Source organism: Actinacidiphila yanglinensis, assembly GCF_900107965.1.
GTDB classification, from domain to species: Bacteria; Actinomycetota; Actinomycetes; order Streptomycetales; family Streptomycetaceae; genus Actinacidiphila; species Actinacidiphila yanglinensis.
Genome location: NZ_FNVU01000005.1, coordinates 1 through 24,633, shown reverse-complemented (window position 1 = coordinate 24,633; position 24,633 = coordinate 1). Strand labels below are relative to the sequence as shown.

Annotated in this window: 21 protein-coding genes and 1 pseudogene; 7 read left to right on the top strand and 15 right to left on the bottom strand. The window is 73.6% G+C overall.

The annotated features are described in order from the left end of the window. Window positions 1-267 precede the first annotated feature (267 nt). The 4 genes from C4U44_RS12710 to C4U44_RS12695 form a co-directional block, all read right to left on the bottom strand. Complete coding sequence (locus C4U44_RS12710; RefSeq protein WP_103885867.1) at window positions 268-1,137, bottom strand: lysozyme; 870 nt, start codon at window positions 1,135-1,137, stop codon at window positions 268-270. Window positions 1,138-1,504: 367 nt separating this feature from the next. Then, window positions 1,505-2,359, bottom strand: coding sequence for an amidohydrolase family protein (locus C4U44_RS12705; protein WP_103886260.1), 855 nt, complete (start codon window positions 2,357-2,359; stop codon window positions 1,505-1,507). A gap of 98 nt (window positions 2,360-2,457) precedes the next feature. Further along, window positions 2,458-3,894 carry a purine-cytosine permease family protein gene (locus C4U44_RS12700; RefSeq protein ID WP_103885866.1) on the bottom strand — a complete coding sequence of 479 codons (1,437 nt, stop codon included), beginning with the start codon at window positions 3,892-3,894 and terminating at the stop codon, window positions 2,458-2,460. Between the two features lie 62 nt (window positions 3,895-3,956). Next, the gene (locus tag C4U44_RS12695; RefSeq protein ID WP_103885865.1) at window positions 3,957-4,949 is read right to left on the bottom strand and encodes a GlxA family transcriptional regulator; all 993 of its coding nucleotides are present in this window, start codon (window positions 4,947-4,949) and stop codon (window positions 3,957-3,959) included. Window positions 4,950-4,968: 19 nt separating this feature from the next. On the opposite strand from C4U44_RS12695, the gene C4U44_RS12690 reads away from it, so the two are divergent. Continuing rightward, entirely contained in the window at window positions 4,969-6,375 is a 1,407-nt protein-coding gene (locus tag C4U44_RS12690; protein ID WP_103885864.1) for an APC family permease, read from the top strand. 226 nt (window positions 6,376-6,601) lie between these two features. Here the strand turns inward: C4U44_RS12690 and C4U44_RS12685 are convergent, their stop codons facing one another. Further along, window positions 6,602-7,495 carry an SDR family NAD(P)-dependent oxidoreductase gene (locus tag C4U44_RS12685; protein WP_103885863.1) on the bottom strand — a complete coding sequence of 298 codons (894 nt, stop codon included), beginning with the start codon at window positions 7,493-7,495 and terminating at the stop codon, window positions 6,602-6,604. 113 nt (window positions 7,496-7,608) lie between these two features. On the opposite strand from C4U44_RS12685, the gene C4U44_RS12680 reads away from it, so the two are divergent. Then, on the top strand, window positions 7,609-8,178 hold the full coding sequence (locus C4U44_RS12680) for a TetR/AcrR family transcriptional regulator (protein WP_103885862.1): 570 nt from the start codon (window positions 7,609-7,611) through the stop codon (window positions 8,176-8,178). 69 nt (window positions 8,179-8,247) lie between these two features. Here the strand turns inward: C4U44_RS12680 and C4U44_RS12675 are convergent, their stop codons facing one another. Both C4U44_RS12675 and C4U44_RS12670 read right to left on the bottom strand, forming a co-directional pair. Next, on the bottom strand, window positions 8,248-8,736 hold the full coding sequence (locus C4U44_RS12675) for an SRPBCC family protein (protein ID WP_103885861.1): 489 nt from the start codon (window positions 8,734-8,736) through the stop codon (window positions 8,248-8,250). Next, complete coding sequence (locus C4U44_RS12670; protein WP_103885860.1) at window positions 8,733-9,113, bottom strand: ArsR/SmtB family transcription factor; 381 nt, start codon at window positions 9,111-9,113, stop codon at window positions 8,733-8,735. The genes C4U44_RS12675 and C4U44_RS12670 overlap by 4 nt, the downstream gene beginning before the upstream one ends. Window positions 9,114-9,220: 107 nt before the next feature. On the opposite strand from C4U44_RS12670, the gene C4U44_RS12665 reads away from it, so the two are divergent. Continuing rightward, window positions 9,221-10,132, top strand: coding sequence for an SCO6745 family protein (locus C4U44_RS12665; RefSeq protein WP_103885859.1), 912 nt, complete (start codon window positions 9,221-9,223; stop codon window positions 10,130-10,132). A gap of 51 nt (window positions 10,133-10,183) precedes the next feature. Here the strand turns inward: C4U44_RS12665 and C4U44_RS12660 are convergent, their stop codons facing one another. From C4U44_RS12660 to C4U44_RS12640, 5 genes are all read right to left on the bottom strand, one after another. Beyond that, window positions 10,184-11,863, bottom strand: a complete 1,680-nt coding sequence (locus C4U44_RS12660; RefSeq protein ID WP_235032033.1) for an APC family permease — start codon at window positions 11,861-11,863, stop codon at window positions 10,184-10,186. A gap of 159 nt (window positions 11,864-12,022) precedes the next feature. Beyond that, the gene (locus tag C4U44_RS12655) at window positions 12,023-12,928 is read right to left on the bottom strand and encodes a carbohydrate ABC transporter permease (RefSeq protein ID WP_103885858.1); all 906 of its coding nucleotides are present in this window, start codon (window positions 12,926-12,928) and stop codon (window positions 12,023-12,025) included. Beyond that, a complete protein-coding gene (locus C4U44_RS12650; RefSeq protein ID WP_235032032.1) occupies window positions 12,925-14,097 on the bottom strand; it encodes a carbohydrate ABC transporter permease in 1,173 nt (390 codons plus the stop codon). The genes C4U44_RS12655 and C4U44_RS12650 overlap by 4 nt, the downstream gene beginning before the upstream one ends. Before the next feature lie 52 nt (window positions 14,098-14,149). Beyond that, window positions 14,150-15,388: a type 2 periplasmic-binding domain-containing protein gene (locus C4U44_RS12645; protein WP_103885857.1), complete on the bottom strand. Its 1,239-nt coding sequence runs from the start codon at window positions 15,386-15,388 to the stop codon at window positions 14,150-14,152. Window positions 15,389-15,390: 2 nt separating this feature from the next. Then, entirely contained in the window at window positions 15,391-16,572 is a 1,182-nt protein-coding gene (locus tag C4U44_RS12640) for a LacI family DNA-binding transcriptional regulator (RefSeq protein WP_322973603.1), read from the bottom strand. Window positions 16,573-16,735: 163 nt separating this feature from the next. Between C4U44_RS12640 and C4U44_RS12635 the strand changes: the two genes are divergently transcribed. Both C4U44_RS12635 and C4U44_RS12630 read left to right on the top strand, forming a co-directional pair. Beyond that, complete coding sequence (locus C4U44_RS12635) at window positions 16,736-19,180, top strand: glycogen debranching N-terminal domain-containing protein (protein WP_235032080.1); 2,445 nt, start codon at window positions 16,736-16,738, stop codon at window positions 19,178-19,180. 83 nt (window positions 19,181-19,263) lie between these two features. Next, window positions 19,264-20,241: an acetylxylan esterase gene (locus tag C4U44_RS12630; RefSeq protein WP_103885854.1), complete on the top strand. Its 978-nt coding sequence runs from the start codon at window positions 19,264-19,266 to the stop codon at window positions 20,239-20,241. 70 nt (window positions 20,242-20,311) lie between these two features. Here C4U44_RS12630 and C4U44_RS12625 read toward each other — a convergent pair whose 3' ends face one another. The 3 genes from C4U44_RS12625 to C4U44_RS12615 form a co-directional block, all read right to left on the bottom strand. Then, window positions 20,312-20,944 carry a DUF998 domain-containing protein gene (locus tag C4U44_RS12625; protein WP_103885853.1) on the bottom strand — a complete coding sequence of 211 codons (633 nt, stop codon included), beginning with the start codon at window positions 20,942-20,944 and terminating at the stop codon, window positions 20,312-20,314. 85 nt (window positions 20,945-21,029) lie between these two features. Next, window positions 21,030-21,959, bottom strand: coding sequence for an SDR family NAD(P)-dependent oxidoreductase (locus C4U44_RS12620; RefSeq protein WP_103885852.1), 930 nt, complete (start codon window positions 21,957-21,959; stop codon window positions 21,030-21,032). A gap of 83 nt (window positions 21,960-22,042) precedes the next feature. Further along, the gene (locus C4U44_RS12615; protein ID WP_103885851.1) at window positions 22,043-22,930 is read right to left on the bottom strand and encodes an SDR family NAD(P)-dependent oxidoreductase; all 888 of its coding nucleotides are present in this window, start codon (window positions 22,928-22,930) and stop codon (window positions 22,043-22,045) included. A gap of 71 nt (window positions 22,931-23,001) precedes the next feature. On the opposite strand from C4U44_RS12615, the gene C4U44_RS12610 reads away from it, so the two are divergent. Together C4U44_RS12610 and C4U44_RS12605 are read left to right on the top strand one after the other, a co-directional pair. After that, window positions 23,002-23,955 carry a LysR family transcriptional regulator gene (locus tag C4U44_RS12610; RefSeq protein WP_103885850.1) on the top strand — a complete coding sequence of 318 codons (954 nt, stop codon included), beginning with the start codon at window positions 23,002-23,004 and terminating at the stop codon, window positions 23,953-23,955. 332 nt (window positions 23,956-24,287) lie between these two features. Beyond that, a pseudogene (locus tag C4U44_RS12605) lies at window positions 24,288-24,633 on the top strand (peptidoglycan recognition protein family protein); the annotation flags it as partial.

The following is a 24,633-nucleotide window of genomic DNA, read 5'->3' as shown; positions in this document are numbered from 1 at the left end:
GCTCAGCGGTGCCGCTTTACCGAAAACCGACGATCACCGGTCGCCCAAATCCGGTCGGAGCCGGACGATTTCCCCGACGGCCCGGGCGCGGCCGTGATCGGCCCGCACGCGCGACCCGCCCCTCGACCGACCCTTTTCGGCCGCCGCCGGTCAGCAGACGAAAAGGGCGTCGCACGCGCCGCGCAGGGACGGCCGGCACGGACCCGGCCGGCCATCCCTGTGCGGGGCGTACGACGCCCGCGCCGGAGGCTTCCTCCTCCGCCTGTCTCAGGTGTTGTTGGCGAGGTTGCGCAGCCCGCTGAGCGGGCCGTTGAAGTAGTCCTGGTCGCCGGGGAACGTGCCGGAGTCGGCGTGCTGCCAGAAGCTGTAGAAGGGCCAGCCGGCCGGGAGCTTGCCCGCGCTGGAGGCGTAACGCGCCACGAACAGCGGGTCGTGGGCGGCGAACGACGCGGTGTTGCCGGTGCAGGTGGTCCACCAGTCGGTGGTGGAGTAGATGGTCGCCCAGCGGGTGGTCTTGGCGTGCACCTCGTCGACGAACGCCTTGATCCAGCTGACCATCGCGGTCTTGCTCAGGCCGTAGCAGGCGGCGCCGGCCGGGTACTCGATGTCCAGCAGCGGCGGCAGCGTCTTGCCGTCCTTGGACCAGCCGCCGCCGTGCGCGACGAAGTAGTCCGCCTGCGTCTTGCCGCCGGAGCTGTCCGGGCGCGCGAAGTGGTAGGCGCCGCGGATGAAGCCCGCGTTGTAGGAGTGGGTGTAGTTCGCGTTGAACGTCGGGTCCTTGTACGTGGTGCCCTCGGTGGCCTTCATGTACGCGAACCGGGCGCCCTTGCTGTACGCGGCCGCCCAGTCGACGGTGCCCTGCCAGTTGCTGACGTCGAAGCCCTGGGTCCGGGTCGCGGCCCCGGGGGCGGTGGGGCTCCCGGTGGACCGGCCCTCGTGGGCGGCGATGGACGAGCCCATCCAGTCCCGCTCGGGGTGGAGCAGCGCGCCGCGCACGTGCGGCGCGCCGCCGATCGCGCCGGCCGGCCCGGCGGGCGCGGCCACCACGCCTGCGAGCGCGGCCACCGCGCACCCGATCCCGAGCGCCGACCGGCGTACGGCCGTACGCCCCCGAGCGCCCTGCCCGGCATCCCGCATGACTGCCTCCATGGGTGGTATGGGTGAGTTCTCCTGATGCCCGATATGCGTTATTGGACCAGAGCGTCCGGACGCTCCGTTGGTGGACGCGCGGGGCATCACGGTCACGCCGATCCGGCCGCACACGCCCGCCGCGCCGCGCGGTCCTGCGGATGCCGGGACAAAAGGCCACGTCAGGAGGTCGCCGGCGGAGTCCGCGGCCCGGCGGGACCCGTTCGGCGGCGAGGTCGGCCAGGCCGGTGAAGCCCCGTTCGGCGGGGAGTGGCGTTTGTCCGTTCGGCCCTCGCGCAGGTTGACGCCCCGGGTCGCGCGAGGGGTGCGGGGGCTGCGGACGGGCCGAGGGCGCGCTGGGCTCGGCGGCTGCGGCTCAGAGGGAGAAGAGGCGTGCGGCGTTGTCGTGGCAGACGGCCCGCAGCCACGGGACGCCGAGACCGGTGTCGCGCAGCGCGTGCAGGGCGGAGGCGTAGGTGTACGGGATGTTGGGGTAGTCGGTGCCGAGCAGGACGCGGTCCTGGAGGGCGGCGAGGCGGGGCAGGGCGGCGCGGGGGAAGGGGGCCTCGGACTCGGCGAAGGGGGTGAAGGCCATGGTCGTGTCGAGCATGACGCCGGGGTGGCGCTCGGCGAGGCCGAGGAAGTCCTCGTACTCGGGCATGCCGAGATGGGCGACGACCAGCCGCAGCCGGGGATGGCGGCCGAGCAGGGCGGCGATCGGTGCCGGACCGGTGTGGACGCCCGGCACCGGGCCGGAGCCGCAGTGCGTGACCACCGGGACGCCCTCGTCGGCGAGCAGCCGCCACACCCCGTCCAGCAGAGGGTCGTTGGGGTCGAACCCGCCCACCTGGACATGGCACTTGAAGACCCGCGCCCCCTGGTCGAGGGCGCGCCGCACGTCGGCCAGGGCGCTCGGTTCCGGGAAGAACGTGGCCGTGTGCAGGCAGTCCGGGGTGCGGGCGGCGAAATCGGCGGCCCACTCGTTCAGCCAGCGGGCCATCCCCGGCTTGTGCGGGTAGAGCAGGGACGTGAAGGCGCGCACGCCGAAACCGCGCAGCATCTCCAGCCGCTGCCGCTCCTCCCCCCGGTAGGCGATCGGCCAGTGCCGCCCCACCAGCGGTCCGGCCGCGTCGAAGTACGCCCACACCTTGGCCAGCACCCGCTCCGGCATGAAGTGCGTGTGGACGTCCACCAGGCGGTCGAGCCCGAGCGAGCGCCGGAAGGCGGCCACCTCCTGCCGGTCCGCCGCGCGCGCGTCGGCGTCCGTTCCCGCGCCCGCGCCCGTTGCTCCGCCCGCTTCCGTGTCCGGTCCCGTGCCCGTCTCCACGCTCACCCCGTCTCGGCCGGCTCCAGCGACGCGGCCTCGGCCTCGGCCAGCTCGGTCTCCGCGGCCACGTCGATGGTGCGGGCCAGCCACCAGTAGAGCAGCCCGGACACCGGCAGGCCGATGAACAGCGAGATGTCCGCGCCGTCCAGCGCCTTCGCGGCCGGGCCGGTGAACAGCGTGCCCACCGAGAAGAAGGGCACCATCGCGCCGAAGCCCACCAGGTACGCGGTGATGCCGCGCCAGCCCCAGCGGCCGTAGATGCCGTGCGGCTTGAAGATCTCCGCGATGGCGTAGTGCCCGCGCCGCACCACGTAGTAGTCCATCAGGTTCACCGCGGTCCAGGGGATGAACAGGTAGAGCACCAGCAGCAGGAAGTTGTTGAAGTTCTCCAGGAAGTGCGAGGTCGCCGCGAGCGCGCCGGCCAGCGACAGGACCGCGGTGAGCGCGAGGGTCAGCAGGCGCGCGCTCACCGTCGGGCGGATCTTGCGGATCGAGTCGGCCGCGCTGATCAGCGTCAGCGACCCGCCGTACATGTTCAGCGCGGTGACCGAGACCAGGCCCAGCGCCGAGAAGATCAGCACCACCGCGCCGAAGCCGTCGAAGACCTTGTCGCCGGCCGCGTCGATCGACGCGATGGTGTCGAAGTCCTTGCCCGCCCACGCGGCGAGCAGCGAGCCCAGCACCATCAGCCACGCCCCGCCGAGCGCGGAGCCGAAGTACGTCCAGTAGAAGGTCCTCCGGACGGTGACACCCGGCGGCAGGTAGCGGGAGTAGTCCGACACGTAGATCGCCCAGCTGATCTGGTAACCCGCGACCACCCCGAACTGCGCCAGGAACGGCGTCCACTTGAAGCCGCCGAGGTCGAACGACCCGGCCGGGTAGTGCAGCGTCACCAGCACCCCGACGGTGAACACGCCGAAGACCGCCAGGAACACGTAGGTGAGGACCTGCTCGGCGCGGTGGATGACGTCGTACCCGACCAGCGCGACGACCAGCGCCAGGACGGTCACGCCGGCCACCCACCACTTCACACCGCCGTGCGCGGTACGGCTCATCGCCTGGCCCGCCAGGATCGTGTTGAACACGTTGAACCCGGCGTACTGCACGTAGGCGAACAGCCAGACCAGCAGTGCGCCGACGTAGCCGAACTGGGGCCGGGACTGGATCATCTGGGGCAGGCCCAGCTGCGGTCCCTGCGCGGAGTGGAACGCCATGAAGAACGTGCCGAGCGCGGTGCCCAGCACGATGGAGATCAGCGACCAGATCAGGTTGCCGCCGCTGGTGATGCTGATCAGGCCGACGGCGAGGGTGGCTATCTGCGCGTTGGACATGAACCACAGCGGGCCCAGGTGCCAGAGCTTCCCGTGCCGCTCGCGCAACGGGACGTAGTCGATGGAACGGACTTCCAGACCTGAAACGCGCGGTTGTTCCGTCGACACGCCGCCTCCTGACGAAGATCCCGGCAGTACCCCGCCACTTCACCGGCAGCCGCCGACAGCGGTCAAGACGTGCGCGGCGAAAGCTGCGCGGCCGCGCGCCGGCGGAAGACGTGCCGGTAGGTCTGCGGGGAGATGGTGGTGACCCGGGCGAAGTGGTGCCGCAGGTTCGCGGCGGAGCCGAACCCGGCGGCGTGCGCGACGCGTTCCACCGGTTCGTCGGTGGTCTCCAGCAACTCCTGGGCCAGCCGCACCCGTTGCTGGAGCAGCCACTGCAACGGCGTGGTGCCGAGCCGCTCCCGGAACCGCCGGGCGAACGTCCGCTCGCCCAGGCCCGCCCGGCGGGCGAGCTCCGGCACCGTCAGCGGCTCGTGCAGCCGCTCCTGCGCCCACTGGAGCACCGCCGCGAACTCGTCGCCGTGCACCGCCCGGGGGACCGGCCGGGTGTACTGCGACTGCCCGCCCTCGCGGTGCGGGGGCACCACCATCCGGCGGGCCACCTCGTTGGCGACCGCCGCGCCGTGGTCGCGGCGGACCAGGTGCAGGCACATGTCGACGGCCGCGCCGGTGCCCGCCGAGGTGAGGATGTCCCCGTCGTCCGTGTAGAGCGGCGACGGCGTGAAGTCGACCGCCGGGAAACGGTGCGCGAAGTCCACCGCGTTCATCCAGTGCGTGGTCGCCCTGCGGCCGTCGAGCAGGCCCGCGGCGGCCAGGACGTACGCGCCGGTGCAGATCGACACGATGCGCCGGCCGCGGTCGTGCGCGGCCCGCACCGCCGCCAGAAGGGCCGCCGGCGGCGCGAGTTGGACCGGCCGGGCGCAGGCCGCGACGATCACGGTGTCCGCGGCGGGCAGCGCGTCGAAGCCGTACGGCGTGGGGATCGCCAGCCCGGCGGGAGTGCGTGGGCCGCCGTCAGGGCCGCTCTCGCCGCACAGCCGCACCTGGTACCAGGGGTCGGCGAGATCGGACCGGTCGATGCCGAACACCTCGCAGGGCACGGCCAGTTCGAAGGTGGGCGTGGCATCGGTGACGGCGAGCGCGACGATGTGCGGGCGCATGTCGGAAATTTAGCGCACCCTGGCAAAACTGACGCTGGTGGCGGCACGGCGATCGGGCGACGCTGGTCCGGTGAGCGTGAACGGGCAGGGCGTCGGCGCCGCCGGACCGGCGGTGCAGGGTACGGGAGTCGGGGCGGGCGGCGGAGCCGGTCCGCGGGCCGGTGCGGGCACCGGTGGCGACGGGGCGGGCCGCGCGGCCGGCGGCCTCACGGTCCCGCAGGGCACCGCGATGTACGTCGGAGCGGTGCTCGGCACCGGCGTGATCGCCCTCCCGGCGCTCGCGGCCAAGGCCGCGGGACCGGCCTCGCTGCTGGCGTGGCTCGCCCTGGTGGTGGTCTCGGTGCCGCTGGCCGCGACCTTCGCCGCGCTCGGCGCGCGCTACCCCGACGCGGGAGGCGTCGCGACCTACGCCATGCGGGCGTTCGGCCCGCGCGCGTCGGCGGTGGTCGGCTGGTGCTTCTACCTCGCGGTCCCCACGGGCGCGGCGGCGGCCGCCCACTTCGGCGGGGCGTACGTCGCCGCGGCGGTCGGCGGCGGGGCGACCACCACGACCGTGACGGCCGCCGGGCTGATGGTGCTGGTCACCGTGGCCAACGCGGCCGGGCTGCGCGCCACCGGGCGGCTGCAGTTCGGGCTGGCCGGGCTGCTGGTCGCCCTGCTGCTGGTCGCGGTCGGGCTGTCGCTGCCGCACGCGCACACCGCCAACCTGCACCCGTTCGCCCCGCACGGCTGGACCTCGATCGGCTCCGCGGCCGGGCTGCTGGTGTGGAGCTTCGCGGGGTGGGAGGCGATCACGCACCTGGCCGGGGAGTTCCGCCGGCCGTCCCGGGACCTGCCGCGCGCGGCGGGCGTCGCCGTGGTCGTGGTCGGCGTGCTCTACCTGCTGGTCGCGTACGCCGTCGTCACCGTGCTCGGTCCGTCCGCCGCGGACTCCGGCGCACCGCTCGGCGATCTGATGGCCCGCGGACTCGGGGGTGGGGCGCGCGTACTGGCCGCGGTCGCGGCGGTCCTGCTCACGGCGGGCACGATGAACGCGTACTACGCCGGCGCGGCGAACCTCGGGGCCGCGCTCGGCCGCGACGGCGCCCTTCCCGGGTGGCTCGCCGCCGGCAGCGCGCCCGGGCGGACGCCGCGGCGGAGCCTCGCGGTCGTGTCCGGGCTCGGGTTCGTCTCCCTCCTCACCACCACCCTCGCGGGTGTCGGCACCCAGCCGCTGGTCCTGCTCACGACCGGGTCGTTCGTCGCGGTGTACGCGGTCGGGGTGGGCGCGGCGGTCCGGCTTCTTCCTCGCGGGTCCAAGGGGAGGGTTGCCGCGGTGTGCGCGCTGGTCGCCGTCGCGGCGTTGCTCGCCACCGCGGGGGTCTATCTCCTGTGGCCCCTCGCGATCGCCGCAGCGGCACTGACCTACCGGTCGGGCCGGCCCTGACCCACCCGGCTGCCCCGTTCTGCCGGTTGAGGGACCACCTGTCGGTGGTGGGCTAGTGGGGGGTACCTCCCAGGCGAAGCTCTGGGGGAGCCGTTCCCCGCGTCCCTAGGTGGTGACCCTCTTTTCGCGGAGGGACCTGCACAAAACCGGGGGCGCGGGGAACTGCGCGGCAAACCACCGTGGACCGTGAGGTCCCGCAACTCACAGGACGGGGCAGCCCGGAGGGCTAGTGACCCAAGGGGTTGAGGTGCTCCGCGGTCGCGCCGTCGGCCGTCGTGGACTCGCTGAGCGCACGGTGCTCCTCGTCGGACGCGAGCAGCGCCCTCCCCGCGGCGGTCGCGTAGCGAAACGCATCCGCGCCGACGAGCAACCTCAGCGGCGGCTCGGGCAGGGCGACGACATCGAGTACGAGCCGGGCGACCTTCGCCGGATCGCTCGCGGCCGTGACGGACCCGCTGGTGTGCATGCCCGCCGACGCGCCGACGGTCTGCTGGTACTCCGGCCGGATCGGGTCCACCCGCATCGAGGAGCCGGCCCACTCCGTGGACATCCCCCCGGGTTCGAGCACGGTGACCTTGATACCGAGCGGAGCGACCTCCGCGTTGAGCACCGAGGAGAACCCGCCGACCGCCCACTTGGAGGACTGGTAGGCCGACAGCCCCGGGGTGGCCAGCCGGCCGCCGACCGAGGAGACCTGGATGATGTGCCCGGCCCCCTGCTCGCGCATCACCGGGACCGCGGCCCGGGTGAGCCGGACCACGCCGTAGAAGTTGGTGTCGACCTGCGTGCGGAAGTCGTCGAAGTCGACGTCCTCCACGGAGCCGACGTTGGCATACCCGGCGTTGTTGACCAGCACGTCGAGCCGGCCGAAGCGGTCGACGGCGGTGCGGACGGCCCCCTGGACCTGCTCGTCGTCGGTCACGTCCAGCGGGACGACGACGAGCCGGTCGCCGTACCGCTCGGCGAGATCCTCCAGGGACTTCGGCGAGCGCACCCCGGCCACCACGCGGTGCCCGGCCTCGGCCGCGGCCCGCACGATCTCGCGGCCCAGCCCGCGCGAGGCGCCGCTGACCAGGAAGACGGAGGACGAGGGGGAAGAAGCGGATGACGTGGACGGCATGGCGCACACTCCGATCGGGAAATCTCTCCTGACTAACCGGTTGATTAGCAATTCCAGGAGACACCTTCCCCCGCCCTTTGTCAACTATCCGGTTAGTCGATACCCTGGACGTCATGAACAGGGATGCGGAGGCCACCCGCCGCCGGCTGCTGCGCGCGGCGACGGAGGAGTTCGCGGCATACGGCATCGCGGGCGCCCGGGTGGACCGGATCGCCGCCGCGGCCAAGAGCAACAAGGCGCAGATCTACCACTACTTCGGCAGCAAGGACGGCCTGTTCGACGCGGTCTTCGACGCGATGTGCCGTGAGACCGTCGACGCCGTGCCGATCGACCCGGCCGATCTGCCCGAGTACGCGGGCCGGCTCTTCGACTCCTACGAGGCCCGGCCGTGGGTGCAGCGGCTCGCGACCTGGTACCGGCTGGAGCGGGCCGGCACCGGCAGCCTGATCCCCGTGGTCATGGAGAGCAACGCGGCGAAGATCAAGGCGGTCGCGGGGGCGCAGCGCGACGGCCTGCTGCCGACCCGGTTCTCCGCCGAGGAACTCCTCGGCCTGGTGCTGCACCTGTCCGGTTTCTGGAGTGCCAACACCCCCGAGTTCGACACCCGCCTGGCCGGGAACGACACGGCCCGCCGGCGCCGGGTGGTCACCGACGCGGTGGCGGTGCTCGTCGCGGGGTCCTGACCCGTAACGCCGGCGGGCGGGGCCCGGTGCGGCGTGCCGGGCCGGAGCGGCGGCACGCGGCAATACCCGTCACGTGAGCGGGGGTTGCTCCGGGCCGGCGTCCTGGTCCGTGCCCGCGGCGGCCAGTTCGGCGGCGTAGGCGTCGAGGCGGTCCAGGCTGGTGGCGAAGCCGGCCTGCGCCTGGGCGCTGCGGTAGGCGGCGGGCACGTTGGTCTGGTGGGTGACCACCTCGGTGCGGCCGTCGCCGAGGTCGGTGAAGGTGACGGTGGTGCGCATGCCGCCCTCGACGCCCGCCTCGATCCACACCAGCCGGTCGGGCGGGGTGACTTCGGCGTACACCGCGCGCATCGTGTGGGTGCTGCCGTCGCCGCCGACCATGGTGGTCTCGAAGGCGCCGCCCGGCCGCAGGTCGACCACGATGCCGTCGATCGGCGTGGTGGTGCCGGCCGGGCCCCAGAAGCGGGCCAGGTGCTCGGGCGTGGTCATGCAGGCGAAGAGCAGCCCGGGGCTGCCCCGGTGCACGCGCCGGTAGGTGAACTCGTCCGTGCTGGTGGTCATGGCGTTGCCGCCTCCTCGTCGTTGCCGGCGTCGCCCTGCTGTTCGGCCCGCAGCGCGGCCAGATGCTCTTCCAGGCGGTCGTGCCGGTCGGCCCAGACCTGCCGGTGCCGCGCGATCCAGCCGGCCGCCGTGTCCAGGCGGACCGGGTCCAGCGCGCACGGCCGCGCCTGCGCGGTCCGGGTGCGCGAGATCAGCCGCGCGCCCTCCAGCACCTTCAGGTGCTTCGAGACCGCCTGCTGGGAGATCGCGAACGGTTCCGCCAGCTCGCCGGCCGTGGCGTCGCCACGGGCGAGGCGGGCCAGTATCGCCCTCCTGGTGGGGTCGGCCAGGGCCGAGAACACCAGGGTCAACTCGTCTTCGACATCGACCGCCGTCATGTCCGCCAGCCTATCCACAACCTCTGGCTTGTACAACCGATAGGTTGTGAAAGCTTCCCGAAGGCCCCTGTACCCGCCGGTAGTATTTCGCCGCGCCGTGGTCGAGGATGGGCCGCATGATGCTCACGGCGGCCCGGCACTGCAACGGCGCGCTCAATCCGCTGCACTCGCTGATCTACTTCGTCCCGGAGACCGAGCGGGAGTTCACCGCGATCGGCCTGGAGCCCGGCGGCATGGAGTCCGGGGGGATGGGGTCGGGCGGCATGGGGCCCGGCGGCATGGGCTACTTCGCGGGGCGCGCCGCGGCGATGGGGGCGGTGGGCGCCGGCGCGGTCACGGCCACCTTCTACAACTTCAGCCCGGCCCTCATCGCCCGCCATCTGCCCCGCGCCTGGCAGGCCGCCGCCCCCGCGGCCGTCGTCGCCGCGCGGTGGCGTGCCGCCGGCGCCGCGCTGGAGCGGCTGCTCGGCGCGGACATCGCGCAGGACCCGGAGGTCGCCGAGGCCGCCGCGCTGGCGGCGACCGCGACCGAGGCGTGCACGTCCGCCGGGCGGCCGCTCTACGCCGCGCACGCCGACCTGGCTGTCCCGCCGCAGCCGCACCTCGCGCTCTGGCACGCGGCCACGCTGCTGCGCGAGCACCGCGGCGACGGCCACATCGCGGCGCTGGCGGCGCACGGGCTGGACGGGATCGAGTCGCTGGTCACCCACACGGCGACCGGAAAGGGCTTCGTCCCGGAGTTCGCCCGGGCCAGCCGCGGCTGGAGCCGCGAGGAGTGGTCCGCCGCCTGCGACCGGCTGCGCGAGCGCGGCCTGCTCGACGCCGGCGGCGCCCTCACCGCCGCGGGCACCGAACTGCGGCGCGACCTCGAGCAGATGACCGACCGGCTGGCCGCCGATCCCTACCGGCACCTCGGCGAGGACGCGACGGCCCGGCTCACCGGGATCGGCGGCCGGCTGAGCCGTACCGCGATCGCGCACGGGGCTTTTCCCGGCGGGGTGTTCGCGGGAGGGCGCTGAGCCCGCCGGCCCGGCCCGGACCGCGTACGGGTCCGGGCCGGCGGGGCCGGGTCAGGGGGTCGCGCCGAGTTCCGCCTGCTCCGCCTCGGCCTCCTCGACGGCATGCGCGATGTGCGCGCGGACGGTCGGCTCGGGCAGCCGTACCCGCAGCGCCAGCAGGTAGACGATCGCGGCGAGGGCGAGGTTGACCACGAAGCCCCAGCCCAGGCCGATCCAGCCGCGCCCGCCGTCGTAGTCGCCGGCCCAGCTGACGAGCGCGAGGCCGATCAGCCACGGCATCACCCAGGTCGCACCCGCGCGCCACTCCAGGTCGGGGGTCTCCCGGCTGGTCGCCTCGAAGACGGCGAGCAGCACGAAGCCGATGCCGATGGTCGCGAACAGCTTCCAGTTGGTGTTCCAGCCGGCCCAGTAGACGATCAGGTTCGCGGAGTACAGGCCGAGGAAGGGGATCACGTCGCCGCCCGGCACCCGGAACGGCCGCTCCTGCTCGGGCACCTGGCGGCGCAGCGCGGCCAGCACCAGCGGCCCGGAGCCGAACGACAGCACCGTGGCGGAGGTGATGAAGCCGACGAGCTGCTGCCAGCTCGGGAAGGGCAGGAAGACGATCAGCCCGAGGACGAAGGTGACGATCAGGCTGACCAGCGGGGCGCCGCGCGAGGTGGTGGCGGACAGCTGCTTGGGCGCGTTGCCGTTGCGGGCCATCGCGTAGGAGATGCGGGCGGTGACGGTGGTGTAGATCAGGCCGGTGTCGGCGGGGGAGATCACGGCGTCGACGTAGAGCAGGTAGGCGAGCCAGCCCAGGCCGATCGCGCCGGCGATGGCGGCGAGCGGGCCGAAGTCGTTGGCGAACTGCAGCGAGAGCCAGCCGCCGGAGGACCTGAGGTCGTGGCCGGGGACGGCGGCGAGGAAGGCGACTTCCAGCGCGACGTAGATCGCGCCGGTGAGCAGCACCGAGCCGATGATCGCGAACGGCACGTTGCGCTTGGGGTCGTCGGTCTCGCCGGCGAGTTCGACCGCCTGCCGGAAGCCCAGGAAGGAGAAGGTGATCCCGGCCGTGGAGATCGCCGTGAACACGCCCTTCGCGCCGCCGGGGGCGAACCCGCCGTACTCCTTGGCGCTGAAGTTGTGGCCGTGGAAGGCGGTGAACAGGAACGCCAGCACCACGGTGAGGATGATCGCGAGCTTCCACCACACCAGGACGTTGTTCACCCGGGCGAACCAGCGGATGCCGAAGTAGTTCAGGGTGACGAAGAAGGCCATACCGAGGACGGCGACCAGGTAGCCCAGGCCGGTCAGCGTGTGCGAGCCGTTGGCGTGCGGCTGGGTGAAATCAGCCCACTTGGTGGCGTACTGGAGGGCGCCCTCGACCTCGATCGGCGCGACGGTCGCGGCGGCGACCCAGGTGATCCAGCCCATGGTGTAGCTGGCGAACGAGCCGAACGACAGGTGCGGGAAGCGGACCACCCCGCCGGAGACCGGGAACATCGTGCCCAGTTCGGCGAAGCAGAGCCCGATCAGCAGGATCATCACCGCGGCGATCGCCCACGAGAAGATCGAGGCCGGCCCGGCGATCCGGGCGGCGTTGAGGGCGCCGAACAGCCAGCCCGAGCCGATGATCGAGCCCACGCCGGCGAACAGCAGGCTGACCCGCCCCATGTCCCGGCGCAGCCGGGTCCCCCCGGCCGCACCGTCGTCGGGGGACCCGACGGTGGGCTTGGTCGTCTCCACCATGCGTACTGTCTCCTCACCCGCGGCTCCGTTGCCCCGTTGCCCCGGCCCCTGCCCCGTGACGTGCGGCGTATGCAAAAGGGGCGGCACGGGGCTTTGGACCGGTCTGCGAACTTCATGCGGGTGAGGGAGGTTTCGCGGGCCCCGGTGGCGCGGGCCGGTTCAGCCCTTCACGGAGCCGGAGTTCGCGCCGCGCACGAAGTGGCGCTGGAAGACGAAGAACAGCACCGCCACCGGGATGGTGGCGACCAGGGCCGCGGTGAGTTTCAGCGGGTACTGGGTGCCGGCGCTGAGGCTGCCGGAGACGAAGCGGGCCAGGCCGGTGGTCAGGGTCTCGTACTGCGGGGACTGGGTGGCGACCAGGAAGTGGGTGAACTCGTTCCAGGACGACTGGAAGGAGAGGATGGTGAGCGTGATCAGGGCGGGGCGCGCCATCGGCAGCACCACCGACCAGAAGGTGCGGAAGATCCCCGCGCCGTCGATCCGGGCCGCCTCCTCCACCTCCTTGGGCACCGACAGGAAGAACTGGCGCATGACGAACACCCCGGCCGCGTCCACCAGCAGGGGCACGATCATGCCCGCGTAGGTGTCGAACATGCCCAGCTCGTTGAGGACCAGGAACTTCGGGATGAGCAGCACCACGCCGGGCACCGACATCACCGTCAGCAGCCCGTTGAAGAGCAGGTTCCGGCCGCGGAAGTCCAGCCGGGCCAGGGCGTACCCGGCGAGCGAGTCGAAGAACACCCGGCCGACGGTGACGAAGACGGTGACCAGCACGGAGTTGCCCAGCCAGCGCATGAACGGCACCGACTCGCCGGACCCGCCGAGCCCGAACAGCCGCCGGTAGGAGTCCAGCGTGAACGGGTTCGGCAGCAGCGACAGCGGATGGGACGCCGCGTCGGGATCGGTCTTGAAGGACGTCACCAGCTGGATCACGAACGGCAGGACGTACACCACGCCGAGCAGCACCGTCACGCCCAGCAGGAGGGCGGTGGTGGCCGAGCGCCGCGGGCGCCGCCGGGCGGCCCGGTCGGCGGTCCCGCGCGTGGTGCCGCGGACGATGCTCATCGGTTCCTCCCCAGGAGCCGGCGGATCCGGCTCGGTTGACCGTCGCGCTCCCGCAGCAGCACCCGCTGCACCAGCATGATGATCGCCAGCAGCACGAACGCGATCGCGGCCGCGTGGCCGTAGTCGCTGTCCTGGAAGCCGGAGGTGTACGACAGGTAGGCCGGCGTGAGGGTGGTGTTGCCCGGCGCGCCCTGGCTCATCACGTAGACCGCGTCGAAGACCTGCCAGGTGCCGATCAGTCCGAGGGTGACCACCAGGAAGATCACCGGGCGCAGTGCCGGCAGCGTGACGTGGCGCAGCGACTGCCAGCGGCTCGCGCCGTCGACCGTGGCCTGCTCCTCCAGTTCGGCGGGCACGTCCTGCAGCGCGGCCAGGAACATCAGCATGAAGGTGCCGGAGGTGGTCCACACCGCCAGCACGATGATGGTGCACATCGCGATCGACGGCCCGGCCAGCCAGTCCCACCAGGACAGCCCCAGCACGCCGTGCGCGGCCAGCGCGTGCACCGGCTTGTCCGGGTCGACCAGGCCGACCGCGCCCAGCACCGACCACACCAGGCCGTGCGCGTCGGTGAACCACTTCGGCCCGCTGATGCCCACCCACTTCAGCAGCGCGTTCACCGCGCCGCTGCCCTGGAACAGGAAGAGGAAGACGGTGGAGATCGCGATCGAGCTGGTGACGGACGGGAAGAAGAACGCGGTGCGCAGCGGCCCCTTGCGGCGCAGCCGGCGGCTGTTGACCGCGAGCGCCAGGCCCAGCGCCAGCACGGTCTGCAACGGCACGACCAGCAGCACGTAGTACAGGTTGTTGCGCAGCGAGATCATGAAGAGTTGGTGGGTCAGGCCGCCGCTGCTGCCGAACAGGTCGGTGTAGTTGCGCACCCCGACGAAGTCCGCCGCCGACGTGAACGGGTCGGACTGGCCGTCCCAGTGCAGCAGGCTGACCCACAGCGCCATCAGGATCGGCAGCAGCAGGAACAGCCCGAGCACGATCACCATCGGGCTGACGAACAGCCAGCCCCACCGGCCCTGCCGGTCCCTGATCCCGCGCCGGGACCGCCCGCCGGGTCCGGTCCGGCCGGTGCCGGCCGGACCGGTACGCCCGGTCGGCCGGGTGCGGACCGCGGGCAGTGCGACGGCCGCCGTGCCGCCCTGCTGCTCCTTGCGCATGGTGCTTCCCTTCACACGTGCCCGCTGGTCCGACGCCGCTCCCGGACCGGGGTCAGCCGCCCGAACCGAGCGCGGCCGTTCCGTTCTTCTGGAGGCTGGACAGGATCGTCTTCGGGTCGGCCGTGGCCAGCCCGGCCAGGTCGGTGTCGAACTGCGCGAGCACCTTGGTGAAGCCGGGGAGCGTCACCGGCCCCTGCCCGTAGGACTCACCGTCGGCGAACGCCTTGTTCGCGGGGTACTTCGCGCTGTAGGCCGCCAGCGCGCTGGTCCGGGAGGGCAGCACCCCGTAGGCGCCGGCGAAGGTGAGCTCCTGCGGTACGGCGGTGAACGCCTTCACCAGGGAGACGTCCGCCGCGTGGTGGGCGCTCTTGTTGGCGATGCCCCAGCACGTGCTGAAGGACAGGGTGCCCTTGCCGGCCGAACCCACCGGCAGCGGCAGGACCTTGTACCCGACCTTGGGGTAGTCCGAGGCCATCGCGCCGGTCAGCCAGTTGCCCTCGATGGTCATCGCGGCCTTCTGGGTGCCCAGCGCCTCGCCGCCCCAGCCGGTGTCGACCTGCTTGGGGTACTTCAGCGCCCCCTCCTTGAGCAGCTTCTTCACGAACGTCAGCGCCTTGACGTTCGCGGCGCTGTCGGCGGTCATCGCGGCCTGCCCGGGGTCGGTTATCCAGCCGCCGGCCTGCTTCATGAAGACGCCCAGCTCGTTGTAGGAGGCGTCCACCACCAGCCCGGTCACCTTGGAGGAGGTGAGCTTCTTGGCGACCTTCTCCAACTGCGGCCAGGTGGTGGGGTAGTCGGCCGCGGTCAGCCCGGCCTTCTGCCACATGGCGGTGTTGACCGCCAGGGCCAGCGTCGAGGTGTCCTTGGGCGCGCAGACGAACTTCCCGTTGTAGGAGAAGGACTTGCGCAGCGAGTCGGAGAAGTCGTTCTGGTACGAGAGCTGGTCGCCGTACGTGTACAGCGAGTTGCCCTTCGCGTAGTTGGCGAAGGTGTTGGAGCCGACGTAGAAGACGTCCGGCGGCTTGCCGCCCGCCAGCGACTGGCCGAGCTGCTGGTCGAGGTTCTGCGCGGCGGTGACCGTGACGGTGTTGCCGGTCTTCTTCGCCCAGGCCGCGGCGGCGGCCTTCACCGCGTTGGTCTCGGCGTCGCCGGACGAGCCGATCATCACGGTGAGGTGCTGCTTGCCTTCCGAGTCCTGCTTGCTGCTGGAGTCGCTGCCGAAGCCCGACGAGCAGCCGGCGAGAAGGAGGGCGCCGCAGAGGGCGGCGGGGGCGGCTCTACGTACGTTCATCATCACTCCGAGGCGGTGCGGTTGGCGGTGGGCGGGTGAGCGTCCGGAACCGCGGGCGGGTCCGGCGGGGGCGGCGTGTGCGGGTCCCGGCGGGAGTGCGGGGGCTCGTCCCGTGGGGGGTCGGCAAGGGATCCGGGGTGCGGTGCGGAGCTCTCCCGGACCACCAGTTCCGGTGCGAGCAGCAGCCGTTGCGGCGCCGCCCGCGGGTCCTTCAGTCGCGCCACCAGCAGCCGGGTGCAGGCACGCCCCACCTCCTCCAGCGGCTGGTGCAGGCTGCTGAGGCTCGGGGAGAGCAGCGCGGCGGCCGGCGAGTCGTCGAAGCCGACCACGGCCACGTCCGCGCCGGGGGTCCGGCCGCGCTCGCGCAGCGCCCGGTAGACGCCCAGCGCGAGGGTGTCGCTCACCGCGACCACGGCGGTCACGCCGCCGGGGCCGTCCAGCAGCGGGGCCACGGCCAGTTGGGCTGCCTTCGCGTCGTCCTCGGCCGCCTGCCGCAGGCCGCGCACCGGCAGCCCGTGCCGCTCCATCGCCTCGCGCCAGCCGCGGGCGCGGTCGTCGCCGACCCCGGACCCGCGCGGCCAGCCGAGCAGGCCGATCTTGCGGTGCCCGGCGGCCACCAGGTGGTCCACCGCGTCGGCGGTGCCCTGCGCGCCGTCCACGTCGACCCAGTCGCCGATGTCCCGGGCGGCCCAGGAGCGGCCGAACGCCACGAACGGGATCTCCCGCTTGGCCAGCCAGCCCGGCCGCCGGTCGCCCCGGTGGGTGTTGCTGAGCACGAACGCGTCCACCGAGTGGTCGCGCAGCAGCTGGTCGTAGCGCTCCTGCTCGTCGTCGGCGCCGACCGGTGCGGCGAACAGCAGCACCCGGTAGCCGGCCAGGTCGGCCGAGTCGGACAGCGCGTGCAGGAAGCGGTCCAGCACCGAGGTGGAGATGCTCGGCGGGGTCGGGGCGACGCCGTAGCCGATCAGCCGGCTGGAGCGGGTGCGCAGCGAGCGGGCGGCCTGGTGCGGCCGGTAGTCCAGGTCGGCGATCGCCCGCCGGACCCGCTCCAGGGTCTCACCGGCCAGCAACTCGGGGGAGTTGAGCGCGTTGGAGACCGTCTGCGCGGACACCCCGGCCCGCTGCGCCACCATGGCCAGCGTCACCGGCCTGCCGCCGCCACCTGCGGATCTGCCACGCGCCACCTACGGCCTCCCTCGTCCTTCGGGTCCCGCGGCACCACGTTTCCGACGCGGCGCTGCGTTTGGTGGAACGATAAAATCCCCTGTAGGGCCTGGTTGGCAAGGGGTATGGTGCTATTTGATCGATCCAACCGTCGTCCACGACGAGAGGCCCAGCACCGTGAACATGGCTGTCCAGGGGAACCCCGCACCCCAACACCCGTCACCCGCGGGCGCCGTGGAGGGGCTCCAGCCGTTCCTGCACGACGCCTGCACGACCGTGTACGCGCCGAGCCTGGTGCTCTCGCGTGCCGGTGGTGATCTCGCGGGCGGGGCGGACGGCTTCTTCCACGGCGACCGGCGCGCGCTGTCCCGGCTGGAGGTGCGGTTCGAGACGGATCCGGACCGCGGAGCGCGCGGGCACGGCGACGGCGAGGCCGGCGACGGCGGGCAGGAACCGCGCTCCGTGCCGGTCCCGCTGGCGCCGGTCGGGCACACCCTGCGGGCGGCCGACGAGACGGCCTACCGCGCGGTCCTGCGCGGCGTGGGGGAGCTCACCGCCGACCCCGCGGTCACCTTGCACCGGGTCCGGCGCTTGACGCCCGGCCGCCTGCGGGAGACGCTGCGGATCACGAATTCCGGTGCCCTGCACGTCTCACTCACCATGGTGGTCGCCGCAGGCACCGACCTGGCGCGGATGGACGACGTCAAGGCGGGCCGTCACCTGCGGCCGCGCCCTGCGGCGCCCGTCCACGCCGGGCGGCCCGAACCCCACGACCCCGGTGGCCGCGGCGATTCCGGCACTCCGGGCGGCAGCGGCGCACCTGACGGCGCCGACACCGCCGCGGACGCCGCGGATGCCGCGGCCACCGGTCTGCGATGGGGCGACCAGGACGGGCTGCGCGTGCTGCTGCGCCCGGCCGGCGGCGGCCCGGACCGGGACGACCGCGCGGATCGGGCCGCGGCCCCCGTTGAACGCGATGCCTCCGCCGGATCCGACGCTCCTGTTGAGCCCGATGCCTCCGCCGGACCCGGCGCCCCGGCCCTGCCGGTCGTCCCCGCCGGGACGCCCGCGATACGGCCCGGGACCGGAGAACTGCGCTACCGCGTCGAACTCGCCCCCGGCACCGCCTGGGAAGCCGTGATCGAGTGCACCGTGCACGACCCGCGTCCCGACCCGTTCCCGGCGCCGGTCCCCGGCAGCGTGCAGTGGCAGCGCCCCCGGCTCGCCAGCGCCGACCGCCGGCTGGACCGCCTGGTGGCCCGCTCGGTGGGCGACCTGGAACGCCTGCTGCTCACCGACCCGGACCACCCCGGCGACACCTTCCTGGCCGCGGGCGCCCCCTGGTTCCTCACCCTCTTCGGCCGCGACTCGCTGTGGGCCGCCCGCATGCTGCTGCCGCTCGGCACCGAACTGGCGGCGGGCACCCTGCGCACCCTGGCCCGCCGCCAGGGGACCCGCATCGACCCGCACACCGAGGAGCAGCCCGGCAAGATCCTGCACGAGGTGCGCCGCGAGTCGCTGCGGCTGGCCGACGCCCGCGCGCTGCCGTCGGTCTACTACGGCACCGTGGACGCCACCCCGCTGTGGATCGTGCTGCTGCACGACGCCTGGCGCTGGGGCATGCCCGCCGAGCAGGTCGCCGCCCTTCTGCCGCACGCCGAGGCCGGCCTGGAGTGGCTGGCCCGGCACGGCGACGCGGACGGCGACGGCCTGCTGGAGTACGTCGACAGCACCGGCGCCGGTCTGGCCAACCAGGGCTGGAAGGACTCCGGCGACTCGATCCGCTGGCGCGACGGACGGCTCGCCGCGCCGCCCATCGCCCTGTCCGAGGTCCAGGCGTACGCCTACGAGGCCGCCGTCGCCGGCGCCGCGCTGCTGCGCGCCTTCGACCGGCCCGGCGCGGACCGCTGGGAGGAGTGGGCCGCCACGGTGCGCCGCCGCTTCCGGGAGGGCTTCTGGGTCTCCGACGCGCTCGGCCGCTACCCGGCGGTCGCCCTCGACGCGGACAAGCGCCCGGTCGACTCCGCCACCTCGGCGTTCGGGCACCTGCTCGGCACCGGGCTGCTGGACCACGAGGAGAGCGCGCTGCTCGCCGCCCGGCTGGCCGGCCCCGACCTCGACAGCGGCTTCGGGCTGCGCACCCTCAGCCGCCGCAACGCCGGCTTCAACCCGCTGGGCTACCACGTCGGTTCGGTCTGGCCGCATGACACCGCGATAGCCGTGCACGGGCTGGTCCGGGCCGGCTTCCCCGAGCAGGCCGTCCCGCTGGCCCGGGGCGTCGTGGCCGCCTCGGCCGGCTTCGAGGCCCGCCTGCCGGAGCTGTACGCGGGGCACGGCGACGGGTACGACGAGGCGCCCGCGCCCTACCCCGCCGCCTGCCGGCCGCAGGCGTGGTCGGCCGCCGCGAGCGTGCTGCTGCTCCAGGCCGCGCTCGGGCTGGCCGCCGACGTGCCCGGCGGGCGGCTGCGGGTCGACCCGGCCGCGGCGGGCGCGTTCGGCCCGCTGACGGTCAGCGGTCTGCGGGTGGCCGGCGCCCCGCTGTCGGTACGCCTCGACGCCGACGGCCGGGCCGAGGTGTCCGCGCCCCCCGGTCTCGTCGTGGAGGGCGCCGACCGGCTGGACCCCTAGCCCCGGCTCCCCGGCCACCGGACCCGCCGTCCCGCCGGCCGGGACCTCCCCGCCCGACCACCGCCCCGCAGGAGGACAGACCCGTGCCCGAGACCGACCTGCCGCTCGACGAGCTGCGCCGCTACCTGCCGGACCGTCAGGAACCCGCGGACTTCGACGCGTTCTGGTCCGCCACCCTCGCCGAGGCCCGCGGCCACGACCGGCCGGCCGAGTTCACGCCGTACGACGCGCGGCTCAGCGAGGTACGCGTCTACGACGTCCGGTTCCCCGGCTTCGGCGGTGACCCGGTGGCCGGCTGGCTGCTGGTGCCCGCCGCCGCACGCACCCCTCGGCCCTGCGTGGTCGGCTACCTCGGCTACGGCGGCGGGCGCGGCTTCCCGTACGAGTGGCTGACCTGGCCGGCCGCCGGCTACGTGCACCTGCTGATGGACACCCGCGGGCAGGGCGGCTCGCTCCAGCCCGGTGCCACGGGCGACCCGCACGGCAGCGCCGGGTCGTCCTCGCCCGGCATGGTCACCCGCGGCATCCAGCAGCCGGCCGACTACTACTACCGGCGGGTGTTCACCGACGCGGTGCGCGCGGTGGACGCCGCCCGCAGCCACCCGGCGGTCGACTCGGAGCGGATCGCGGTGGCCGGCGGCAGCCAGGGCGGCGGGATCGCGCTCGCCGCGGCCGCGCTGGCCGACGGGGTCCGGGCCGCGGTCGTCGACCAGCCGTCGCTGTGCCACTACCGGCGGGCGCTGGCCGTCGTGGAGGGCAACGCCTACCGGGAGATCTGGACCTACCTGCGCACCCACCGGGACCAGGTGGAACAGGTGTTCGATACGCTGTCCTACTTCGACGGGGTCAACTTCGCCGCCCGCGCGACCGCGCCCGCCCTGTTCGCGGTCGGCCTGATGGACGAGATCTGCCCGCCCTCGACGGTCTTCGCCGCGTACAACCACTACGCGGGCCGGAAGGACATCCGGGTCTGGCCGTACAACCGGCACGAGGGCGGCGGGCAGCACCAGGTGGTCCACCACCTCGACTTCATGCGCGCGGTGCTGGGCGAGGCCGGCTGACGCCCGCCGGGCCCCGGTCCGTCCGCCGGGGCCGCGGCCCGCACGCCCGCCATGAACGGGCGGGACCCGGCTACGGCTGCAGGCCCGCCACGGACAGGCGGGCCCGGCGCCGGGCGAGCCGCCGGGCGTGCCAGAGGCAGGAGGCCACGACCACGACCGGCCACAGCGCCTGGCCCGAGGTGACGACGCGCTCGGCCACCCCCGCGGCCCCGTTGATCTCCACCTCGACCAGGAACCAGGCGGCGCCGACCCACATCAGCCCGCTCACCACCACCGACGGCACGAACCGCAGCCCCCACGGGGCGCGCCGCCGTCCGCGGCGGGTGGCAAGGAGCGGCCACACGGCCAGCAAGGTGAAGCCGACGCCGACCACCGCGCCGTGCGACAGCGAGCCGCCGGTGCGGGGGGCCGGGAACACCGTGAGCAGGATCGCGGCCACCCCGCCGCCGGCCAGGCAGAGTCGTCCGGCGGGTTTCGCCGCGTGCAGGCCCCAGGCCGTCGCCACGTAGGACGCGCCGACGGCGATCAGGGTGCCGGTGAACACCCAGTACCCGGACCGGCCGCCGGCCGCCAGCACGCTGATCGTCTGCGTCACCGGGTTGTACCCGGGCTCTTCCAGGAGCGTCGCCGTCGTGAAGCCAGCGACCAGGAGAACCGGGGCGCAGGTCGACGAGATCAGGGCCCACCATGCCACGAGTCGCATCAAGTCATACTAAAACGTTCATCCGTCACTCGCGCGCCTGGCCGGTATCACGGAGGTGCCCGAATCGCCGCCGGAAAGGGCGCTGTCAGCGTGCCCGGGCGAGCAGTTCGTGCGACAGGTCCCACAGGCGGCGCGCGCCGTCCGGGTCGACGGCGTAGCGGGCGACGCCGTGCAGGGTGCCGGTGCGGCGGTCGACGACCTCGGTCTCCGCGCAGTCGACGAAGTAGCGGCCCCCGACCCCGTCCAGCAGCGGCGAGGTCGCCAGCACGACGGAGGTCGCGGCGCCCTGCTCCACGGTCTTGATCAGCTCGGCGGGGACGCGGCCGCTGCCCCGCCCCTCGGTGTGGCGCTGCAGATTCGTGTAGATGGCACCGGGCATGAGCGCGTTGGCGGTGATGCCGTCATCGGCCCAGCGGCGGCTCGCCTCCACCGCGAAGAGGACGTTCGCGGTCTTCGACTGGCCGTAGGCGAGCCAGGGGTCGTAGCGGCGGAAGGCGAAGTGGACGTCGTCCCACACGATCGGCGACTGCTGGTGCCCGGTGGAGCTGACGGCCACCACGCGGGCGCCCCCGTCGGCGGCCAGGGCGGCGTGCAGTCCGGTGGCCAGGGCGAAGTGGCCCAGGTGGTTGGTGGCGAACTGCCACTCCCAGCCCTGCGCGGTGTACTGCTCGGGGCAGGCCATGACACCGGCGTTGTTGACCAGGACGTGCAGCGGCCCCTGCCAGGAGGCGGTGAAGGCGGCGACCGACGCGGGGTCGGCCAGGTCGAGGGGTGCGACGTGCACCGCCCGGTTCCCGGTGGCGGCGGTGATCTCCTTGGCGACGCGCTCGCCCGCCGTGGTGTCGCGTACCGCGAGGGTGACCTCCGCGCCGGTGGAGGCCAGGGCGCGGGCCGTCTCCGCGCCCAGCCCGGAGGAGGCGCCGGTGACGACGGCGCGGCGGCCGCGGAGGTCGATCCCTTCCGCTGCCTCGGCCGCGGTGGTGCCGAATCCGAACGGGGTGGTGATGCGGCTCATCGGGGAACTCCTCGGGTCTACGGGGTCGTACGGGGTCGTCAGGGGCGTGCCGGTTCGTGCGGGGGCGGCCGGCCGCGGCGTCGTCAGGGGGTGAGCAGGCGGTCCTGCTCCACCGGCGGTGTGCCGGAGTGCCAGTCCAATGCCCGGCCGAAGCGGACCAGCTCGCCGTAGAGGCCGGGGTCGACGTGCTCGTCGAGGATCAGGTCGAGCAGGGCCGCGGCGGCCCGCGCGGGCGACTGCGCCTGGCCGTGGTCCTCGAACCACGGGCGCGAGGTGGGGGTGTCGACCATGCCGGGGCACACGGCGGCTACCAGGGTGCCCGTGGCCAGGTCGCGCGCGCGGCGCTCGGCGGCGACCGCGCGCACGGCGGCCACCTGGGCCACCTTCGACGGCACGTTCAGCCACAGCGGCCAGCCCTCCTCCGCGGCCGTCCGGTGGTGGACGGCACTGCGCCAGGACTCGACGGCGTACGCGACCTGGTCGAGGGTCGCGCCGTCGAAGAGGTGGTGCAGCCGCGGGTCGAGGTGGCCGAGGGTGCCCAGGCTGCTGGCCACGACGAGGAGCCGGCCGCCCGGGCGCAGGACGGGGCCGAAGGAGCGCAGGACCGCATGGGTGGCGGTGTTGGAGACGTCGATGAACTCGTCCGCCCGGTCGGCCTGCGACTCGCCCGGCAGCAGGCGCGCGACCGCGTTGGAGACGACGACGTCGACCCCGCCGTGGCGGGCCCGCAGGTCCTCGGCGAGGCGGGAGACGGCGCCGGTGTCCGTGACGTCCAGGACCTCGCCCTGGACGCGGGCCCGGGTCGAGGGCGCCTGCGCGACCTCGCGCGCCGCGTCCCGCACCCGCTGCCGGTTGCGGCCGGTGAGCAGGACCAGGTCGTCCTGGTGCAGGCGGGCGGCGAGCCCTTCGACGAGAGCCCGGCCGAGTCCCTGGTTGGCGCCCGTGACGAGGGCGATACGGGAGGTGTCCATGGCTCCACGCTAGGAACGGCCGGCTCCATGAGTCCAACGAAAGTTGGGCACTGGTGCTATGCGTAAACGTCATGGACTTCACCGATGTCTCGCTGACCGCCCTGCGCGTGCTGCGCGCCGTGGCCGAGCAGGGCACCTTCACCGCTGCCGCCGCGTCGCTCGGCTACACCCAGTCCGCGGTCTCCCGGCAGATCGCGGCGATCGAGCGGGCGGCGGGCGCCGAACTGCTGGAGCGACGGCGGGACGGCGTGCGGCTCACCGACGCCGGCCGCATCGTCATGCGGCGCGCCGTGACCGTGCTCGACGAGATCGAGGCCACCGCGCGCGAGCTGACCGGCCTGCCGGGGCAGGGCGGGACGGTACGCCTGGGATGGGTGCCCAGCGCGGGCGCCGTCCTGGTGCCGCGGGCCCTCGCCGAGCTCCGCCGCACCGACCCCGACCTGAAGGTCGTCGGCCGCGAGGGCGGCACCCCCGCGCTCGCCCGCGCGCTGCGGGCCGGCAGCATCGACCTCGCCCTGCTCGCCTCCGCGCCGCCCTTCAGGGCGCCCGACACGGAGTCGCCCCCGCTCGCCCTGCAGACACTGACCGAGCGTGTCCTGTGCCTGGCGGTGCCGGCCGCCCACCCGCTGGCCCGCGGCGACTACGTGGACGTCGCCGACCTGCGCGGGCAGCGGTGGATCGCCGGCTCCTCGTCGGAGGAGGACCGGCTGATGGGGGTCTGGCCGGGCCTGGACGAGCGGCCGGAGATCGTCCTCACCGCCCGCGACTGGCTGGCCAAGCTCCATCTCGTCGCCGCCGGCTGCGGGTTGACCACGGTGCCGGCCACCCTCGCGTCCGTCGCGCCGCCCGGGGTGCGTATCCTGCCGGTCCGAGGCGGCCCCCAGGAGCAGCGGCGGCTGCTCCTGGCCCGCCTTCCGCTCCGGCCGGAGCGGTCCGTCGGCCGCGTGGCCGCCGTTCTGCACGCCGAGGCGCTCGCCACCGCCGGCGGGCCGCCGCGGCTCTCGCCCCCGTCCGGCCGGGAGTGATCCGGCCGGGCCCGCGGACGCCCGGCGGGACCGGCGCCCCCGTATACGGGACCCGGCCGGACGGGGGGCGAAAAGGGCGCGCATGCCCGGCTTTTGACGGACATTCGGCGGCCGATGTCATGACGATCTCGAAGAGCTTCTGGTGAAGCATCAGTTCGCCGCATATTCTCCGGGATGCCACCGGCGGTCGTACCGGCCGCCGGTGCCGCGTACCCCCGCACCTCCGTTCGTCAGCACCGTCAGCACGGCCCGCACCGTCAGCACCGCCGTCCGTCCGCACCTCCGCATGTCCGTATGTCCGACACGTTCGCACGTCCGTCACGGGAGACTGCATGGCCGTCCACGAGCACGAGGTCGATCGCCGCACCCTGTTCAAGGTGGGTCTGGGAGGGGCGGTGGCCGCGGTCGTCGGCACCGAACTGGCCTTCCCCGGTGCCGCGCGGGCGGCGGGCGCCACGCCCTCGACGCCGTCCGCCGAGTTCCCCTGGATCATCGACTGCGACACCTGGGGCGCCCGGCCCCCGTCCAGCCCGATCCAGATCACCGGCAACCAGACCAACAAGATCATCCTGCACCACATGGCCTTCCCGAACGTGACCGACTACTCGCGCGACCACGCGATCCAGTTGGCCAAGGACTGCCAGAACCTGCACATGGACACCAACGGGTGGGCGGACA